The following is a 13,030-nucleotide window of genomic DNA, read 5'->3' as shown; positions in this document are numbered from 1 at the left end:
GCGCGGTCTTGTCGTCGCTGCCCTGGTCGCGGGCCACGTCGGGCCCGTCCGTGGCTGGCGCGGTCTTGTCGTCGCTGCCCTGGTCGGGGACCACGTCGGACCCGGACGCGGCCGCGGCCCAGCCCGGCGCCGTGTAGTCGATCGCCTCGTCCGCGCCGAGGTCGCGGACCAGGTCCAGCTTCCCCGGGCCTGCGGCCCCGACCACCCTGGCGCCCGCCGCCTTCGCCAGTTGGACCAGGAGCGTGCCGACGCCGCCCGCGGCCGCCTCGACCAGCACCCGCTCGCCGGGCTTCGGGGCCGCAGCGCGGAGCAGCAGCAGGGCCGTCCGGCCGTCGGCCAGCAGTGCCACCGCGGTGTCCAGGTCCACGCCGTCCGGCACCGGCACCACGCCCGCCGCGTCGACGGCCACCCGGGCCGCGTAGCCGCCCGAACCGCCGGTCGACGTCACCACCCGGGTGCCGACCAGCGCCGGGTCCGCACCCGGGCCGACCGCGCTCACCACGCCGCCCACGCCGTTGCCCGGGATCATCGGCAGGTCGCCCTTGAACGGGCCGAAGCCCTTCGCGCGGAACAGCGTCTCGATGAAGGTGATGTTGGCGTAGGCCACCTCCACCAGCGCCTGGCCCTCGCCGGGCACCGGATCGGGCGCCTCGCCGGGCACCAACACCGATGGATCGCCGTACCGCGTCAACCACACCACTCGCATGGGACGAAGGATCACACCTCAACCGAGGTTGAGGTCAACGTTCCGCGACACCGCCGAGGACCGGTTTGACGTCGAGGATCGGCGTACCGTCGAGCGCCTCCAGGTCGTTGACCTTGATCCGCGGCCCGGAGATCTCGAGCACCGTGACCCGGTGCAGGCCGATCGGGTTGGGGCGGTCCGGCGAGCGGGTGCTGAACACGCCGGTCAGCGGGCGGTCGGCGGCACCGCGTGGCCGCACCGCGAGCACGTCCCGGGCCGCCCGGTCGAACCAGGTCAGCAGCAGCACGTCCTGGCCGGGCGCGAGGTCGGCGAGGCCCGCCGCGACGGCCGGGTCGAACTCCAGCCACGCGTCCGGTGCGCCCTCGTCGCCCTGCTTCGGCGCGGTCGCGGCGTCGGTCAGCGGGGAGGAGACGACCCCGATCGGGGAGATCTCAATCATCCGGCGATCGTAGCGATTCCAGCCGCCGCGCCAGGTACTCCCGCTCGGGCTCGTTGCCCACCAGCGCGAGCGCGGCCTCGTACGCGGTCGCCGCCTCCGCGGTGCGACCCAGCCGGCGCAGCAGGTCGGCCCGGGCCGCGGGCAGCAGGTGGTAGCCGGCCAGGTGCCGGTCGGCGGCGAGCCCGTCGAGCAGCGCCAGCCCGGCCTCCGGACCGTCCACCATGGCCACCGCGACGGCCCGGTTGAGCTCGACCAGCGGCGACGGCGCCACCGTGCGCAGCACGTCGTAGAGCGCCACCACCTGCGGCCAGTCGGTGGTCGAGACCGAGGCGGCGTCGTCGTGCACGGCCGCGATCGCGGCCTGCAGGGCGTACGGGCCGGGCGGCCCGCCGGTCAGCGCGTCGACCACCAGGCGCCGCCCTTCGATGATCTTGTCGAGCGTCCACAGCGAACGGTCCTGGTCCGCCAGCAGCACGAGCCGCCCCGCGACGTCGACCCGGGCCGGCCGGCGCGCGTCGACCAGCAGCATCAGCGCGAGCAGCCCGGCCACCTCGCGCTCGCCCGGCAGCAACCGGTGCAGGATCCGGGCCAGCCGCACCGCCTCGTCGGCCAGGTCGCCGCGGACCAGGGCCGGGCCGCCCGTCGCCGCGTACCCCTCGGTGAAGATCAGATAGACCACCTGCAGCACCGCCGGGAGCCGGTCGGGCAGCTCGGCCGCGGACGGCACCCGGAACGGGATCCGGGCGTCGCGGATCTTGCGTTTCGCCCGGACCACCCGCTGCGCCATGGTCGCCGGCGGCACCAGGAACGCCCGCGCCGCCTCAGGCGTGGTCAGCCCCGCCAGGCAGGTCAGCGTGAGCGCGAGCTGGGCGTCGAGGCCGAGCGACGGGTGGCAGCAGGTGAAGAACAGCCGCAGCCGCTCGTCGGGCGCGTCGTCGTTCCACACCGGATCGACCGGCGGTGCGCTGTCCCGGCGGTCGGCCTCGACCTGCAGCAGGGCCAGCTTCGCCGCGAACACCTTGTCGCGCCGCAGCTTGTCGACCGCCCGGTGGCGGGCCACCGTGAGCAGCCACGCGCCCGGCCGGTCGGGCACACCGTCCGTCGGCCACCGGGCCACCGCCGAGGCCACGGCATCAGCGGCGACCTCCTCGGCCAGGTCGAGATCGCCCAGGGTACGGACGAGCGTCGCCAACAGCCTTCCCCACTCCTCGCGGAAGACGGCCTCGATGCTGTCCGTACCCATGGGCAGACCCGCTACTCGCCGAACTCCATGATCGGCCGGACCTCGACGGAACCGTACTTCGAGCCCGGGCACCGCTCCGCCCACTCGATCGCGGCGTCCAGGTCGGGCACGTCGATCAGGTAGTAGCCACCGAGCACCTCGCGCGTCTCGGCGAACGGGCCGTCGGTGACCACCCGCTGTGCGTCGCGGACCCGGACGGTGGTCGCGGTGGTCGACTCCTGCAGCGCGTCGCCGCCCTTGCCGACGCCGGCCTTCTCGATGGCCTCCGAGTACGCCCAGTACTCGTTCATCACCTTCTCCGCCTCGGCCGGGTCCGGCGTCCCGCGGTTCTCCTCGCTGTAGATCAGCAACAGGTAGCGCATGGGTTTCTCCTCAGGCATGCGGTGGTCGGTGACCACCTCTCATCCTGACGACGAGCGACCTGGCCGCAATCGACATCGCGGAGGAGATTTTTTAGACGGGCACCGCGAGGGTGACGGTCAACCCGCTGGAGACGTCGCCGCTGACGGTGCCCAGTTGCAGAGAGTAGCCGTCGCTGAACACCATGTCGGTCTCGAGCGAGGTCTTGCCCATGTTGCGCACGCTCTGCTCGTAGCCGCTCGTGGCATACACCTTCGTGCTCGTGTCCTCGGGCAGGGCGAGCTGACTCGTGCGCAGCTTGTCACTGGCCGTGGTCGCCTTCTCCAGCGTGGCATAGACCTCGAAGTGGATGTGCGGCCAGCGACCGTCGTACGCGGCGGGGTAGACGCTGGTGAAGCTCACCTTGCCGGCATCGTCGGCGACCTGGACGCCGCGCAGGTAGTTCTCCTGCTCCACGCCTTGCGAATACAGCGAGTAGCGGCCCTGCTGGTCGCAGTGCCACAGGTAGACGGCCGCACCGGCCAGCGGCCGCCCGCCGCCGTTGCCGACGTCGAGGACCGTGAGCGCGATGGTCAGCGGCACGCCGGTCGCGACGGCCGAGCCGGTGCCGAAGCTGCGGGTGATGTCGCTGCGCACGATGCCGCTCTCGGTGAGCACGTCGACGCCGTTCGAGCCATCACCGGGGTACGGGCCGGCGGTCTCCTCGGGGATCTCCCCGTCGGCGGTGCTGTCCCGCGCGGCGGCCGGTGGCCCGGGATCGCTCCCGGGCTCGCTGGTCGACGAGCAGCCCGCGATCGTCGCCGCGCCGGCGGCGCCGAGCAGGCCGAGCAGCCGGCGGCGGCTGAGCAGCGTCGGCAGGTCGAGGGAGAGTCCCTGATCGTGCTGGTGCATCTCGCGGCCTCCTAGGGTTCGGTGGCCCCAAGAGTTCGTCGGCTTACTGCGGTGCCGCTTTCGGCGGGCTGTGCGGCGGCTGTGCTTCCAACTCCTGGAAGAGCGTGACGTGCAGGTCGCCCGGGGTGTCCAGGCGCGAGTTGAGGGACCGCCACGGCGTCTCGGTCGGCGCCGCCACCTGCTCCGCGCCGGCGTCGACCAGCTCGGCCGTGCCCGCGGCCGTGTCGTCGACCTCGAACGCGATCCGGAACCGCGGCGCCACCGGGCGACCCACCTCGACCTCGTCGATGTAGCGGTGGTGCGCCGGGTTGGCCAGCTCCAGCGTGGCCCGGCCGGCCTCCAGGATCATCACCCGCTCGTCGCCGCCACCGCTGAACGCCGCCTCCTCGGTGAGCCCGAGGGCGTCCCGGAAGAACGCCACGGCGGCGTCGTAGTCCTCGACCTCGACCACAAGTCGCATCTGGTTGACCCGCATGGGCCCAGACACTATCCGCGACTCGACCTCGTCCGCAGCTCGCGCAGGTGCCTGGCCATCGTGCTGATGTCCCGGTTGGCGTAGCCGTCGTCGAGCGCGGCGGCCAGCGCGGCCTTGTCGGCCTGGGCCTGCGGCACCGGCACGCCGACCCGCTCGGCCAGCGCGAGCACGAGGTCGGCGTCCTTGTCGACGAGCCCGAGCGAGAACGCCACCGGGGTGTCGTCGGGGTGCTCGAACACGGCCCGCTTGTACTTCAGGAACGGTGCACCCGTGGCGCCCGCCTCGAACACGTCGTACGCGGTAGCCGGGTCGATGCCGGCCGCCTGCGCCAGCACGTACGCCTCCGAAAGCCCTTGGTTGATCGCGATCAGGAGTGTGTTGATCGCGATCTTCATCGTGGCCCCGAGGCCCGTCGGTCCGATGTGGAAGACCTTGCTGCCGAGGTAGTCGAGGATCGGCCGGACCCGGTCGATGTCGGCCGCGTCGCCGGCGGCGAGGACGGCCAGCGTGCCGGCCTCGACACTGGACACGCTGCCGGAGACCGGGCAGTCGATGTGCACACCGCCCGCGCCGCGGACCATCTCGGCCAGCCGCAGCGTCGTGTGCGGGTCGATGGTGCTGGTGTCGACGACCGCGGTGCCGCGGCGCAGCCCGGCCACGATCCCGTCCCGGCCCTCGTGCGCGCCCAGGTCGGCCGCGTCGTTGGAGAGCGAGACGATCACGACGTCGGAGGTGCCGGCCGCCTCGCGCGGCGTCGCCGCGACGGTCGCACCCGTGTTGGCGGCGATGTCCTCGGCCTTGTCCCGCGTGCGGTTCCAGACGGTCACCGGGTAGCCGGCTGAGCGGAGGCGCTTCGCCATCGCGCCGCCCATGTTTCCGGTGCCGATGACGGCCAGCCGCGTATTTTCGCTCATCCCGCCATCCTTTCACCGCTTTGTCGGTGTGCCCGCCCCGACGGCGGCTGACGGGCCCGGCGGGCGGGTGCCCTGGTTGTCCGCGAGGCGGGTCGCGATGTTGCTGAGCGCCTTGTCCAGGTCGGCGCGGGTCGGGCGCTGACCGTCGCGCTCGGGGAGCTTGGTGAGCAGCCAGTTCTTCCAGGCCTCGGCGAGCTGGCCGTAGTACTCCTCGCCGCGCCCGGTCAGGCTCAGGCACTCGTTGTCGTCGATGGCGACCAGCCCGCGGTAAGCGGCCTGGGCGAACGCGGGCCGCAGCACCGGACCGGGTATCTGGTAGGCGCGGGCGACGCCGGCCAGGTCGATGGGGCCCGCGTAACGGGTGCGCAGGTGGATCTGCGCGAGGCACCAGGCGTCGGCCGCGTTCAGCCCGGTCCCGGAGGCGGCCAGCACGGCGGGCGCGGCGGCCGGGCCCTCGCTGCGGAACACGCGGGAGATCGCCTTCTCCAGCTCGCCGTCGGAGTTTTGCGCCTCGGGCATCCCGAACCCCTCGCCGAGGTCGGGCGCGGCGGCGCGGGCCATGTCGCGCAGCGGCACCTCCTTGAGGAACCAGGCGAGCGCGAAGGCGACGAGGGGGACCGGGACCGCGTAGAGGAACAGGCTGTGCACCGACTGCGCGTACGCCTCGATGATCGGTCCGGATTGTGCCGGCGGCAGGTCGTGCACCGCGGTCGGCAGGCCGACGACCTGGGGCGGCAGCGGGCCGACCGCTCGTAAGGCGTCGGTCAGGTGGTGGTTGAGCTGGTTGGCGAAGATCGTGCCGAACACGGCGGCGCCGAACGAGCTGCCCAGGGTACGCAGGAACGTCACGCCCGAGGTGGCCACGCCGAGATCCCGATAGGCGACCGTGTTCTGCACGATGATGATCAGGATCTGCATCGAGAGGCCGATCCCGACGCCGAAGACGAACATGTAGAGCGACGTGACCAGCGTGGACGTGCCGGTGCCCATGCGCGAGAGCAGGTAGAGCCCGAGGGCCATCACCAGGCCGCCGGCGATCGGGAACGCCTTGTAGCGGCCCGTCCGGCTGACCGTGTTGCCGGACAGCACCGCCGTGATCAGGAGACCGATCACGAGCGGCAGGGTGCGTACGCCGGAGATCGTCGCGGAGACGCCCTGGACCCATTGGAGGTACGTGGGCAGGAAGGTGAGCGCGCCGAGCAGGGTGAAGCCGACGACGAAGCTGAGCGCGGACGAGACGACGAAGACGCGGGACTGGAAGAGCCGGATGGGCAGCACAGGCTCCTTGGCGCGGCGCTCGACGAACCCGAACCCGACCAGCAGGGCGACCGAGACCGCGAACAGCCCGATGATCACGGGGGAGGTCCAGGGGTACTCGGTGCCACCCCAACTGGTCGCGAGCGTGAGGCCGGCCGCGCCGGTGCCGATGAGCACGATGCCCGCGTAGTCGATGATCGGTTTTCGCCCGCTCGTGATCGCCGGGATCGTGCGCGCCGCGACCAGGATGACCAGCACGGCGAGCGGGACGTTGATGTAGAAGACCCAGCGCCAGCCGAGCCCGCTGTCGGTGAACAGACCGCCGATCAACGGCCCGACGACGGTCGCGAGCCCGAACACGGCGCCGAGCCCGCCCTGGTAGCGGCCGCGGTCGCGGAGAGGGATCACGTCGCCGATGAGCGCGGTCGAGGTGACGAGGAGCCCGCCGGCGCCGATGCCCTGCACGGCCCTGGAGGTCACCAGCCAGATCAGGCTCTGCGCGGCGCCGCAGAGCAACGAGCCGACGATGAAGATCAGGGCGCTGACCTGGAAGATCCGCTTGCGCCCGAAGAGGTCGCCGAACTTGCCGGCGAGCGCGGCCGCCACGGTCTGGGCGAGCAGGTAGGCAGTGACCACCCAGGACAGATGGTTGGCGCCGCCGAGATCACCGACAATCGTGGGCAACGCGGTGGCGACCACGGTCTGGTCCATCGCCGCGAGCAGCAGCCCCAACGCGACCGTGCCGTAGATGACGTTGATCTGGCGCCTGGACAACTGCGGCCGGCGGACGTCGTCGTCCGGTGGAGCCGTTTGGACCGCCAACGCGCACCCCCGTACGCCGTCGCTGTGTCCTCAGCTTATGGGCGGCACCAGGACGCTGAGGCAGGTTACGCAACCTTCGAGCTTCTCGTACTCGCTGATGTCGACGACGACGGGCGCGAACCCGAGCTGATGGATGAGGTCGGCGGTGCGGGGCGCGGAGGCGGCGATGAGCACGCGTTCGTCGCCGAGGGGCACGAGGTGGCAGCCGCCCTCTTCCTCGACGGGCAGGAGCTGGGGGAGGGCCTGGATGTCGACGAGGTTGGGCAGGGCGACGAGGGTCCCGTCCGGCAGCGCCGTGACAGCTGATTTCAGGTGCAGCACACCGTGCAGGGCAACGGGGCTGGCGGTCCGGCCGCGGGTGGCCAGGTGGCGTTGGAGCTGTTCGAACCCCTCTTTGTTGGTACGCCCACCGACGCCGACGTAGACGCGGTCACCGACCTGAAGCACGTCGCCGCCGTCGAGGGTCCCGGGCGCCCGGATCTCGACGACGTCGAGCAGCAGGGCTTCAGCGGCGGCCCGCGCGCCTGCTATCTCGGGGCGACGCTCCTTGGCACCGGGCCGGGTGAGCACGGCCAGATCGTCACAGACGACGAGCGTGTCCTCGACGAACACGCTGTCGGGACAGTCATCGGCGGGCGCGACGTCGACGACGGACCAGCCGGCCCCGTCCAGCGCGGCCCGATAGTCGTCATGCTGCCGGCGCGCCAACTCGACGTCGACGGGCGTACGCGCGATGTGCGTAACGATCCCATCAGCAAGCCGCGAACTCGGCACCCGAACCAAAGCCGCACCCGTGATCATGCGTCCGATTCTGTGTGCCCCGAACCCACGACGCAACGCGGAGCCGGCCCGGGACCGCTCAGTGCCGGAGCGTGGTGGTGATCTGCATCAGGTCCGCTTGGGTGATGGGGCCGCCCTTGGCGCCGCGCGCCTCCTGCATGGCCTTCGCCAGCTGAGCGCGGCGTAGGACCTCGCCGACGTCGGCGCCGCTGAAGCCGTGGCTGGCGGCGGCCAGGGCGGCCGGGTCGACGTCTTCCGCGAACATCGTGAAGCCCGAGTACTCGTGGCGTTCCGTCAGATCGCGGATCTTCATCTTGAAGATCTCGGCGCGGCCGGCCTCGTCGGGTAGTGGGATCGACAGCTTCACGTCGAAGCGGCCCGAGCGGATCAGGGAGTCGTCGACCCGGTGTGGGAAGTTGGTCGTCGCCACCACGATCACGTTCTGGTTGTCTTCGATCAGGTTGTTCATCTCCTGCTTGAAGATGCCCGCGACCGCGTTCACCGCCTGGCTCGCGGCGTCGCCGCCCGCGCCCGCGTAGCTGATGATGCTGTCGAACTCGTCGAAGAGCATCACCGTCGGGTGCCGGTAGCGGCGGGCCTCCTGGAAGATGGTCTTGATGTTGCGCTCGGAGCCGCCGAGCCACTTGTCGAGGATCTCCGGCGTACGGATCTCGCGGAACGTCGCGCCGATCTCGTTGGCCAGCGCCCGGGCCAGCATGGTCTTGCCCGTGCCGGGCGGGCCGTAGAGCAGGATGCCCTGCGGTCGCCGAGCGCCCCAGCGGGCCATGATGTCGGGGTGCCGGAAGCTGACCGCGATCTCGCGGAACTGGCCGACGATCGTGTCCAGGCCGCCCACGTGGTCGAGGGTGACGTTCTCGGTGCGGGTCGGCCCCGGCGACGCGGCCGACGCCTGCCCGGCGCTCGGCGGCGGCTGGTTCTCCCGGCGGCCGATCACGTACGTGCGCCCGCGCAGCGGCGCGTCGCCGCCCGCGAACTCCCCGATGACGCGCAGCACCAGCAGGGTCATCTCGCGGAGCAGGTCAGTGGTCATCTCCGCGCTCGGCACGCTCGCGCGGATGGAGACCGTGCGCGGCCCACTGCGGAGCGGGCCCTCCGCGGAGAACGGGTTGCCGTTGCCGGACTTCGCGCTCGCCGGCGGCCCCGGGTAGGTGATCGTCGCCTTGAGCCCCGCGGCGTTGGCGGCGGCCAGCGGGTCGACCTTCTCGCCGTAGTCGTCGGGTGGCCAGATCGTGCGTACCAGCCGGCTCGGCACGGTCGCGATCACCTCGGCGCCCTGCGCGATCCGGCTCGCCACGGGACCTTCGTTGCCGAACCGCCGGGCGAGCATGGCCCCGAGCGGTGCCGCGGCACCGAGCATGGCGGCGTCGAACATGGTCCGGGCGGTCGGGCCGCCCCGCACGCTCACGTCCGCCGACATCTGATGCATCGCGTCGCCGTCGACGGTCGCGGTGTCCAGCCAGTACCGGACGTCCTGCACGGGCGGCGGGAAGTATCCACCCCCGAGCAACCGAACCCGATCTTCCCGCGCCGCGGCGATGATCGCTGGACCATCGTTGATCACCAGTCGGCCACCGAGCACCTCGACGGTCTCGGCGCCGCTCCGCGGCCCGTTAGAGGCTCCATCCGACATTGATCCACCCCCGCCTAAAACCGGGTCGACCCGCACCTAAGACTGACACGCCCCGCCCAACCCGACCACCGATCGCGCTCGAACAGCCCGACCCGAGCCCAGGCGACCCCACCCCTTCGTAGCGTTATAGGCACGAAGAAGATGTTTGCGGCTTCTGTTGGCGTTTGACCTTTCTGGCGGGTTGCATACGGGTCGGCGAAACCGCCGTCTGTGCTTCCGCGAGGAGCAGAACATCCTGTGGCGAGGTGGACACCACGATGACGGTCGGCGCGCATCAGGATCGGTCGAGCCCAGCCCGCGAACCGCGGCGGCGTCCACTCAGCCGCGGGATCCGCAGGCCGCGGGCGGGGGCGCGAGGGGGACCGCGACGTCGTCGCCCGCGACCGGCCGACCGCCTTGATGAGCGCCTGCGTGAACACGTACACGATGGCTTCGGCTCCGGACCGGCGTCGTGCCGGTCGTCGGGCTCCTCGCCGAGACGACGCAACTCGTATGCGGCGAGGTCAGCCGTTCAGTGCCCGGATCCGAAACCGCCTTCTCGGCGGCGCGACTCACCGTTTCCCAGCCGGCCCAGGTGTCCATGCGCCGCCTCGAGATGTCGAAGGCCAGGTCGTAGACCATGCTCCCCCGTCGCAACCGCGGCGGCGCACGCGAAGCCCGGGACACCGCCGACGAGCTGGGGCCTGAGCTCAGTCAGCTCACGCAGAACTCGTTGCCCTCCGGGTCCTGCATGACGACCGCGAAGTAGTTGTTGTCCGGGTCGTCCATGACCCGGAAGACGGTCGCGCCCGCCGCGCATAGTCGGGCCACCTCGGCCTCGACCGTGGCTCGCCTTTCGGCCAGCGGCTGCGACCGGCCCCCGCTCACATAAAGATCCAGATGCAGGCGGTTCTTGACGGTCTTCGGCTCCGGGACCTGCTGGAACCAGAACTTCGGACCCACCCCCGCCGCGTCGACCAGGCGGTCCGGCGCGTCCGGTAGGCCGGCCAGCTCCTCCTCGGGCACGCCGACGCTGCGGTACCACGCGTGCCAGCTCGCGAAACCCGCCGGTGGCGGTGCCAGGTCGTAGTGCAGCGCCTCGGCCCAGAAAGCGGCCAGCTCGGTCGGGGACGCGCAGTCGACCGTGATCCCCATGCGCACGTCAGCAGACACAGAACTCATTCCCTTCGGGGTCTTGCATGACGATGGCGAAGTGGTCGTATCCCGGATCGTCGAGGACGCGGAAGGTCCGCGCCCCGGCCGCGCGCAGGCGCGCCGACTCGGCCTCCACCCGGGCCCGGCGCTCGGCGAGCGGCAGCCATCGGCCGCCGCTGACCCGTAGGTCGAGATGGAGGCGGTTCTTCACCGCCTTGGGCTCCGGGACCTGCTGGAACCAGACCGGCGGACCGACCCCGGCCGGGTCGAGCAGGCGGTCGGGCGCGTCCGGCTGCCCGGCCAGCTCCGAGTCGGGCACGCCGACGCTCCGATAGAAGGCATGCCAGCTCGCGAAGCCCGCGGGCGGCGGCGCCAGGTCATAGTGCAGCGCCTCCGCCCAGAACTCCGCCAGCGCGGCGGGCTCCGCGCAGTCGATCACGATCTGCATGCTGCTCGTCGTCATGGGTCCATGCTCGACCCCGGGTACGACAGAAACTCAGCCCGTCGGGACCCGCCGGCTCGCCACGTGCTCGACCAGGGCGATCAGCAGGTCCTTGCCCGACTGGCGGTCGCGCGCGTCGCAGAGCAGCACGGGCACGTCCGGGTCCAGGTCGAGCGCGCTGCGGACCGCGGTCGCGCTGTGGCGCTGAATGCCGTCGAAGCAGTTGACGCCCACCACGAACGGCGTGTTGCGCGTCTCGAAGTAGTCGACCGACGGGAAACAGTCCGCCAGCCGCCGCGTGTCGGCCAGCACCACCGCGCCGAGGGCACCGAATGCCAGCTCGTCCCAGAGGAACCAGAAGCGGTCCTGGCCGGGCGTACCGAACAGATAGACCTGCAGGTCTTCGTTGATCGTGATCCGGCCGAAGTCCATCGCGACCGTCGTCGTGCTCTTGCCCTCGACGCCGGAGACGTCGTCCGTCGCCTCGCTCGCCGTGCTGAGCACCTCCTCGGTCTGCAGCGGCCGGATCTCGCTCACCGCGCCGACCAACGTCGTCTTGCCGACCCCGAACCCGCCCGCGATGAGGATCTTGAGCGCGATCGGTATGTGTTGCTCCTCCCCGGGGCCGGGGCGGTCAGAGTGCACGGAGTCCATTGACAACCGCCTGGAGGATGTCGTTATCGGGCAGCGAAGCCGCGGGCTGCGGCTCGTAGGAGACCACGAGCCCGGCGGAGAGCAGGTCGCCGAGCAGGATCCGGACCACGCCGAGGGCAAGGTCGACCCGGGCGGCGAGCTCCGCGACCGCGACCGGGCGTTGCGCGACCTCGATGATCGTGCGGTGCTCGGGTTGCAGCGGCGCCAGGTCGACCCGGTCGAGCGGTGCGGCCACGACGAACGCCACGAGGTCGAAGCCGCTGACCGGTTTCACCCGGCCACCCGTCACCGTGTACGGGCGGACGACCGGGCCGGCGTCCATGTCCAGCCAGTCCGGCTGGCCGTTGCGGGGGGAATCAGCCGCCATCGGCGCTCCCGGGCGGCGGTGTCGGCGGGATCCGGGCCGGGGCGGTCAGGTTCTGGCCGACCCGGGTGACGAGCATGGCCATCTCGTACGCGGCCAGACCGATGTCCGTCTCCGACGTCGCGAGCAGCGCCAGGCACGCACCCTGGCCCGCGGCGGTCACGAACAGGTAGGCCTGCTCCATCTCGACCACCGTCTGCCGCACGGCACCGGCGTCGAAGTGGCGGCTCGCGCCCTTGGCGAGGCTCTGGAAGCCGGCGGCCATCGCGGCCAGGTGCTCGGCGTCGTCGCGTTCCAGCCCGTGGGTCGACCCCATCAGCAGCCCGTCGGCGGAGAGCACGATCGCCTGTTGCGCCCCGGGCACGCGGGCGACTAGGTCTTCGAGCAGCCAGTCGAGGTTGGACTGCGGCCTGGTCGTCTGCGTCACTTACGCGTCCTTTCCGGATGGATCCTTGACCTGCGACGCGCCGTCGGGTGCCGGGTCCGCGGACCGGTCGCCCGCGGCGGGCGGTGCCGGTCGCTCATGCGAGGGTACGGGTGGCGTCGCGGACCCGATCCCCTCCGTCCGGTCGGGAAGTTCACCCGACGCACCGTTCCCGGTTGCCGGCGTGCGCGGCTCGATGGACACCGTGTCCTGCCCGCGTTCGCCGGACGATTCAGCGCCACCGCCGTCGCCGACGGCCGCGCCCTTCCCCGTCTTCTTACCGCCGTCGCGACCCGCACCGTCAGCCGAGCCGTTCCCGGCCGAACCCGCGGCGAGGCCGTCGCCCTCGGGCCCGGGCGTCGTCGGTGACGTGTAGCGGCGGATCCGCAACGCCCTGGTCGCGTCGCTGAGCTTCGGCGCGGCCTTCCCGTCGCGACCCGACTCGTCGATCGGTCGCGACTCGACCGGCGGCGG

At 71.7% G+C, this 13,030-nt stretch carries 15 protein-coding genes and 2 pseudogenes; all 17 read right to left on the bottom strand.

Annotated features, from left to right (window positions below; translation table 11 throughout):
* Window positions 1-706, bottom strand: a 706-nt coding sequence (locus AB0H87_RS27485; protein WP_360151551.1) for a zinc-binding dehydrogenase, incomplete at its 3' end; no start/stop codon positions are given.
* Between the two features lie 34 nt (window positions 707-740).
* Window positions 741-1,145, bottom strand: coding sequence for a tRNA (N6-threonylcarbamoyladenosine(37)-N6)-methyltransferase TrmO (tsaA, locus tag AB0H87_RS27480; protein ID WP_360151548.1), 405 nt, complete (start codon window positions 1,143-1,145; stop codon window positions 741-743).
* The gene (locus tag AB0H87_RS27475) at window positions 1,138-2,388 is read right to left on the bottom strand and encodes an RNA polymerase sigma factor (protein ID WP_360151545.1); all 1,251 of its coding nucleotides are present in this window, start codon (window positions 2,386-2,388) and stop codon (window positions 1,138-1,140) included. Before AB0H87_RS27475 ends, tsaA begins: the two co-directional genes overlap by 8 nt.
* A gap of 11 nt (window positions 2,389-2,399) precedes the next feature.
* Window positions 2,400-2,750, bottom strand: coding sequence for a YciI family protein (locus AB0H87_RS27470; RefSeq protein WP_360151542.1), 351 nt, complete (start codon window positions 2,748-2,750; stop codon window positions 2,400-2,402).
* 91 nt (window positions 2,751-2,841) lie between these two features.
* Window positions 2,842-3,639: an intradiol ring-cleavage dioxygenase gene (locus AB0H87_RS27465; protein ID WP_360151539.1), complete on the bottom strand. Its 798-nt coding sequence runs from the start codon at window positions 3,637-3,639 to the stop codon at window positions 2,842-2,844.
* A gap of 43 nt (window positions 3,640-3,682) precedes the next feature.
* Window positions 3,683-4,114 (bottom strand): VOC family protein, encoded by a 432-nt coding sequence (locus tag AB0H87_RS27460; protein WP_360151537.1) that lies wholly within the window; start codon window positions 4,112-4,114, stop codon window positions 3,683-3,685.
* Between the two features lie 11 nt (window positions 4,115-4,125).
* A complete protein-coding gene (locus AB0H87_RS27455) occupies window positions 4,126-5,028 on the bottom strand; it encodes an NAD(P)-dependent oxidoreductase (RefSeq protein WP_360151534.1) in 903 nt (300 codons plus the stop codon).
* 12 nt (window positions 5,029-5,040) lie between these two features.
* Complete coding sequence (locus AB0H87_RS27450) at window positions 5,041-7,107, bottom strand: MDR family MFS transporter (protein ID WP_360151531.1); 2,067 nt, start codon at window positions 7,105-7,107, stop codon at window positions 5,041-5,043.
* Window positions 7,108-7,137: 30 nt separating this feature from the next.
* The gene (gene ddaH, locus AB0H87_RS27445) at window positions 7,138-7,908 is read right to left on the bottom strand and encodes a dimethylargininase (protein ID WP_360151528.1); all 771 of its coding nucleotides are present in this window, start codon (window positions 7,906-7,908) and stop codon (window positions 7,138-7,140) included.
* A gap of 58 nt (window positions 7,909-7,966) precedes the next feature.
* Window positions 7,967-9,538 (bottom strand): ATP-binding protein, encoded by a 1,572-nt coding sequence (locus AB0H87_RS27440; protein WP_360151525.1) that lies wholly within the window; start codon window positions 9,536-9,538, stop codon window positions 7,967-7,969.
* Between the two features lie 528 nt (window positions 9,539-10,066).
* Window positions 10,067-10,156 (bottom strand): annotated as a pseudogene (locus AB0H87_RS27435) (short-chain dehydrogenase); the annotation flags it as partial.
* A gap of 75 nt (window positions 10,157-10,231) precedes the next feature.
* Complete coding sequence (locus tag AB0H87_RS27430; RefSeq protein WP_360151522.1) at window positions 10,232-10,690, bottom strand: VOC family protein; 459 nt, start codon at window positions 10,688-10,690, stop codon at window positions 10,232-10,234.
* Window positions 10,680-11,135 (bottom strand): VOC family protein, encoded by a 456-nt coding sequence (locus AB0H87_RS27425; RefSeq protein ID WP_360151519.1) that lies wholly within the window; start codon window positions 11,133-11,135, stop codon window positions 10,680-10,682. The genes AB0H87_RS27430 and AB0H87_RS27425 overlap by 11 nt, the downstream gene beginning before the upstream one ends.
* Before the next feature lie 33 nt (window positions 11,136-11,168).
* Window positions 11,169-11,768, bottom strand: coding sequence for an ATP/GTP-binding protein (locus AB0H87_RS27420; protein WP_360151516.1), 600 nt, complete (start codon window positions 11,766-11,768; stop codon window positions 11,169-11,171).
* Window positions 11,749-12,135 carry a DUF742 domain-containing protein gene (locus AB0H87_RS27415; protein WP_360151513.1) on the bottom strand — a complete coding sequence of 129 codons (387 nt, stop codon included), beginning with the start codon at window positions 12,133-12,135 and terminating at the stop codon, window positions 11,749-11,751. Before AB0H87_RS27415 ends, AB0H87_RS27420 begins: the two co-directional genes overlap by 20 nt.
* Window positions 12,125-12,559, bottom strand: a complete 435-nt coding sequence (locus AB0H87_RS27410) for a roadblock/LC7 domain-containing protein (RefSeq protein WP_360151510.1) — start codon at window positions 12,557-12,559, stop codon at window positions 12,125-12,127. Before AB0H87_RS27410 ends, AB0H87_RS27415 begins: the two co-directional genes overlap by 11 nt.
* Window positions 12,560-13,030: pseudogene (locus AB0H87_RS27405) on the bottom strand (hypothetical protein); the annotation flags it as partial.

Source organism: Asanoa sp. NPDC050611 (assembly GCF_040654855.1).
Lineage (GTDB): Bacteria > Actinomycetota > Actinomycetes > Mycobacteriales > Micromonosporaceae > Asanoa.
The sequence above is the reverse complement of the archived record's forward strand: the minus strand, read 5'-3'. Positions and strand labels throughout refer to the sequence as shown.

Excerpts from the sequence above, each read along its gene's own strand:
- AB0H87_RS27415 (WP_360151513.1), bottom strand. The coding sequence starts at position 12,135 with ATGGCGGCTGATTCCCCCCGCAACGGCCAGCCGGACTGGCTGGACATG.
- AB0H87_RS27420 (WP_360151516.1), bottom strand. The coding sequence starts at position 11,768 with ATGGACTCCGTGCACTCTGACCGCCCCGGCCCCGGGGAGGAGCAACAC.
- AB0H87_RS27455 (WP_360151534.1), bottom strand. The coding sequence starts at position 5,028 with ATGAGCGAAAATACGCGGCTGGCCGTCATCGGCACCGGAAACATGGGC.
- ddaH (WP_360151528.1), bottom strand. The coding sequence starts at position 7,908 with ATGATCACGGGTGCGGCTTTGGTTCGGGTGCCGAGTTCGCGGCTTGCT.
- AB0H87_RS27470 (WP_360151542.1), bottom strand. The coding sequence starts at position 2,750 with ATGCGCTACCTGTTGCTGATCTACAGCGAGGAGAACCGCGGGACGCCG.
- AB0H87_RS27425 (WP_360151519.1), bottom strand. The coding sequence starts at position 11,135 with ATGACGACGAGCAGCATGCAGATCGTGATCGACTGCGCGGAGCCCGCC.
- AB0H87_RS27460 (WP_360151537.1), bottom strand. The coding sequence starts at position 4,114 with ATGCGGGTCAACCAGATGCGACTTGTGGTCGAGGTCGAGGACTACGAC.
- tsaA (WP_360151548.1), bottom strand. The coding sequence starts at position 1,145 with ATGATTGAGATCTCCCCGATCGGGGTCGTCTCCTCCCCGCTGACCGAC.
- AB0H87_RS27440 (WP_360151525.1), bottom strand. The coding sequence starts at position 9,538 with ATGTCGGATGGAGCCTCTAACGGGCCGCGGAGCGGCGCCGAGACCGTC.
- AB0H87_RS27465 (WP_360151539.1), bottom strand. The coding sequence starts at position 3,639 with ATGCACCAGCACGATCAGGGACTCTCCCTCGACCTGCCGACGCTGCTC.
- AB0H87_RS27475 (WP_360151545.1), bottom strand. The coding sequence starts at position 2,388 with ATGGGTACGGACAGCATCGAGGCCGTCTTCCGCGAGGAGTGGGGAAGG.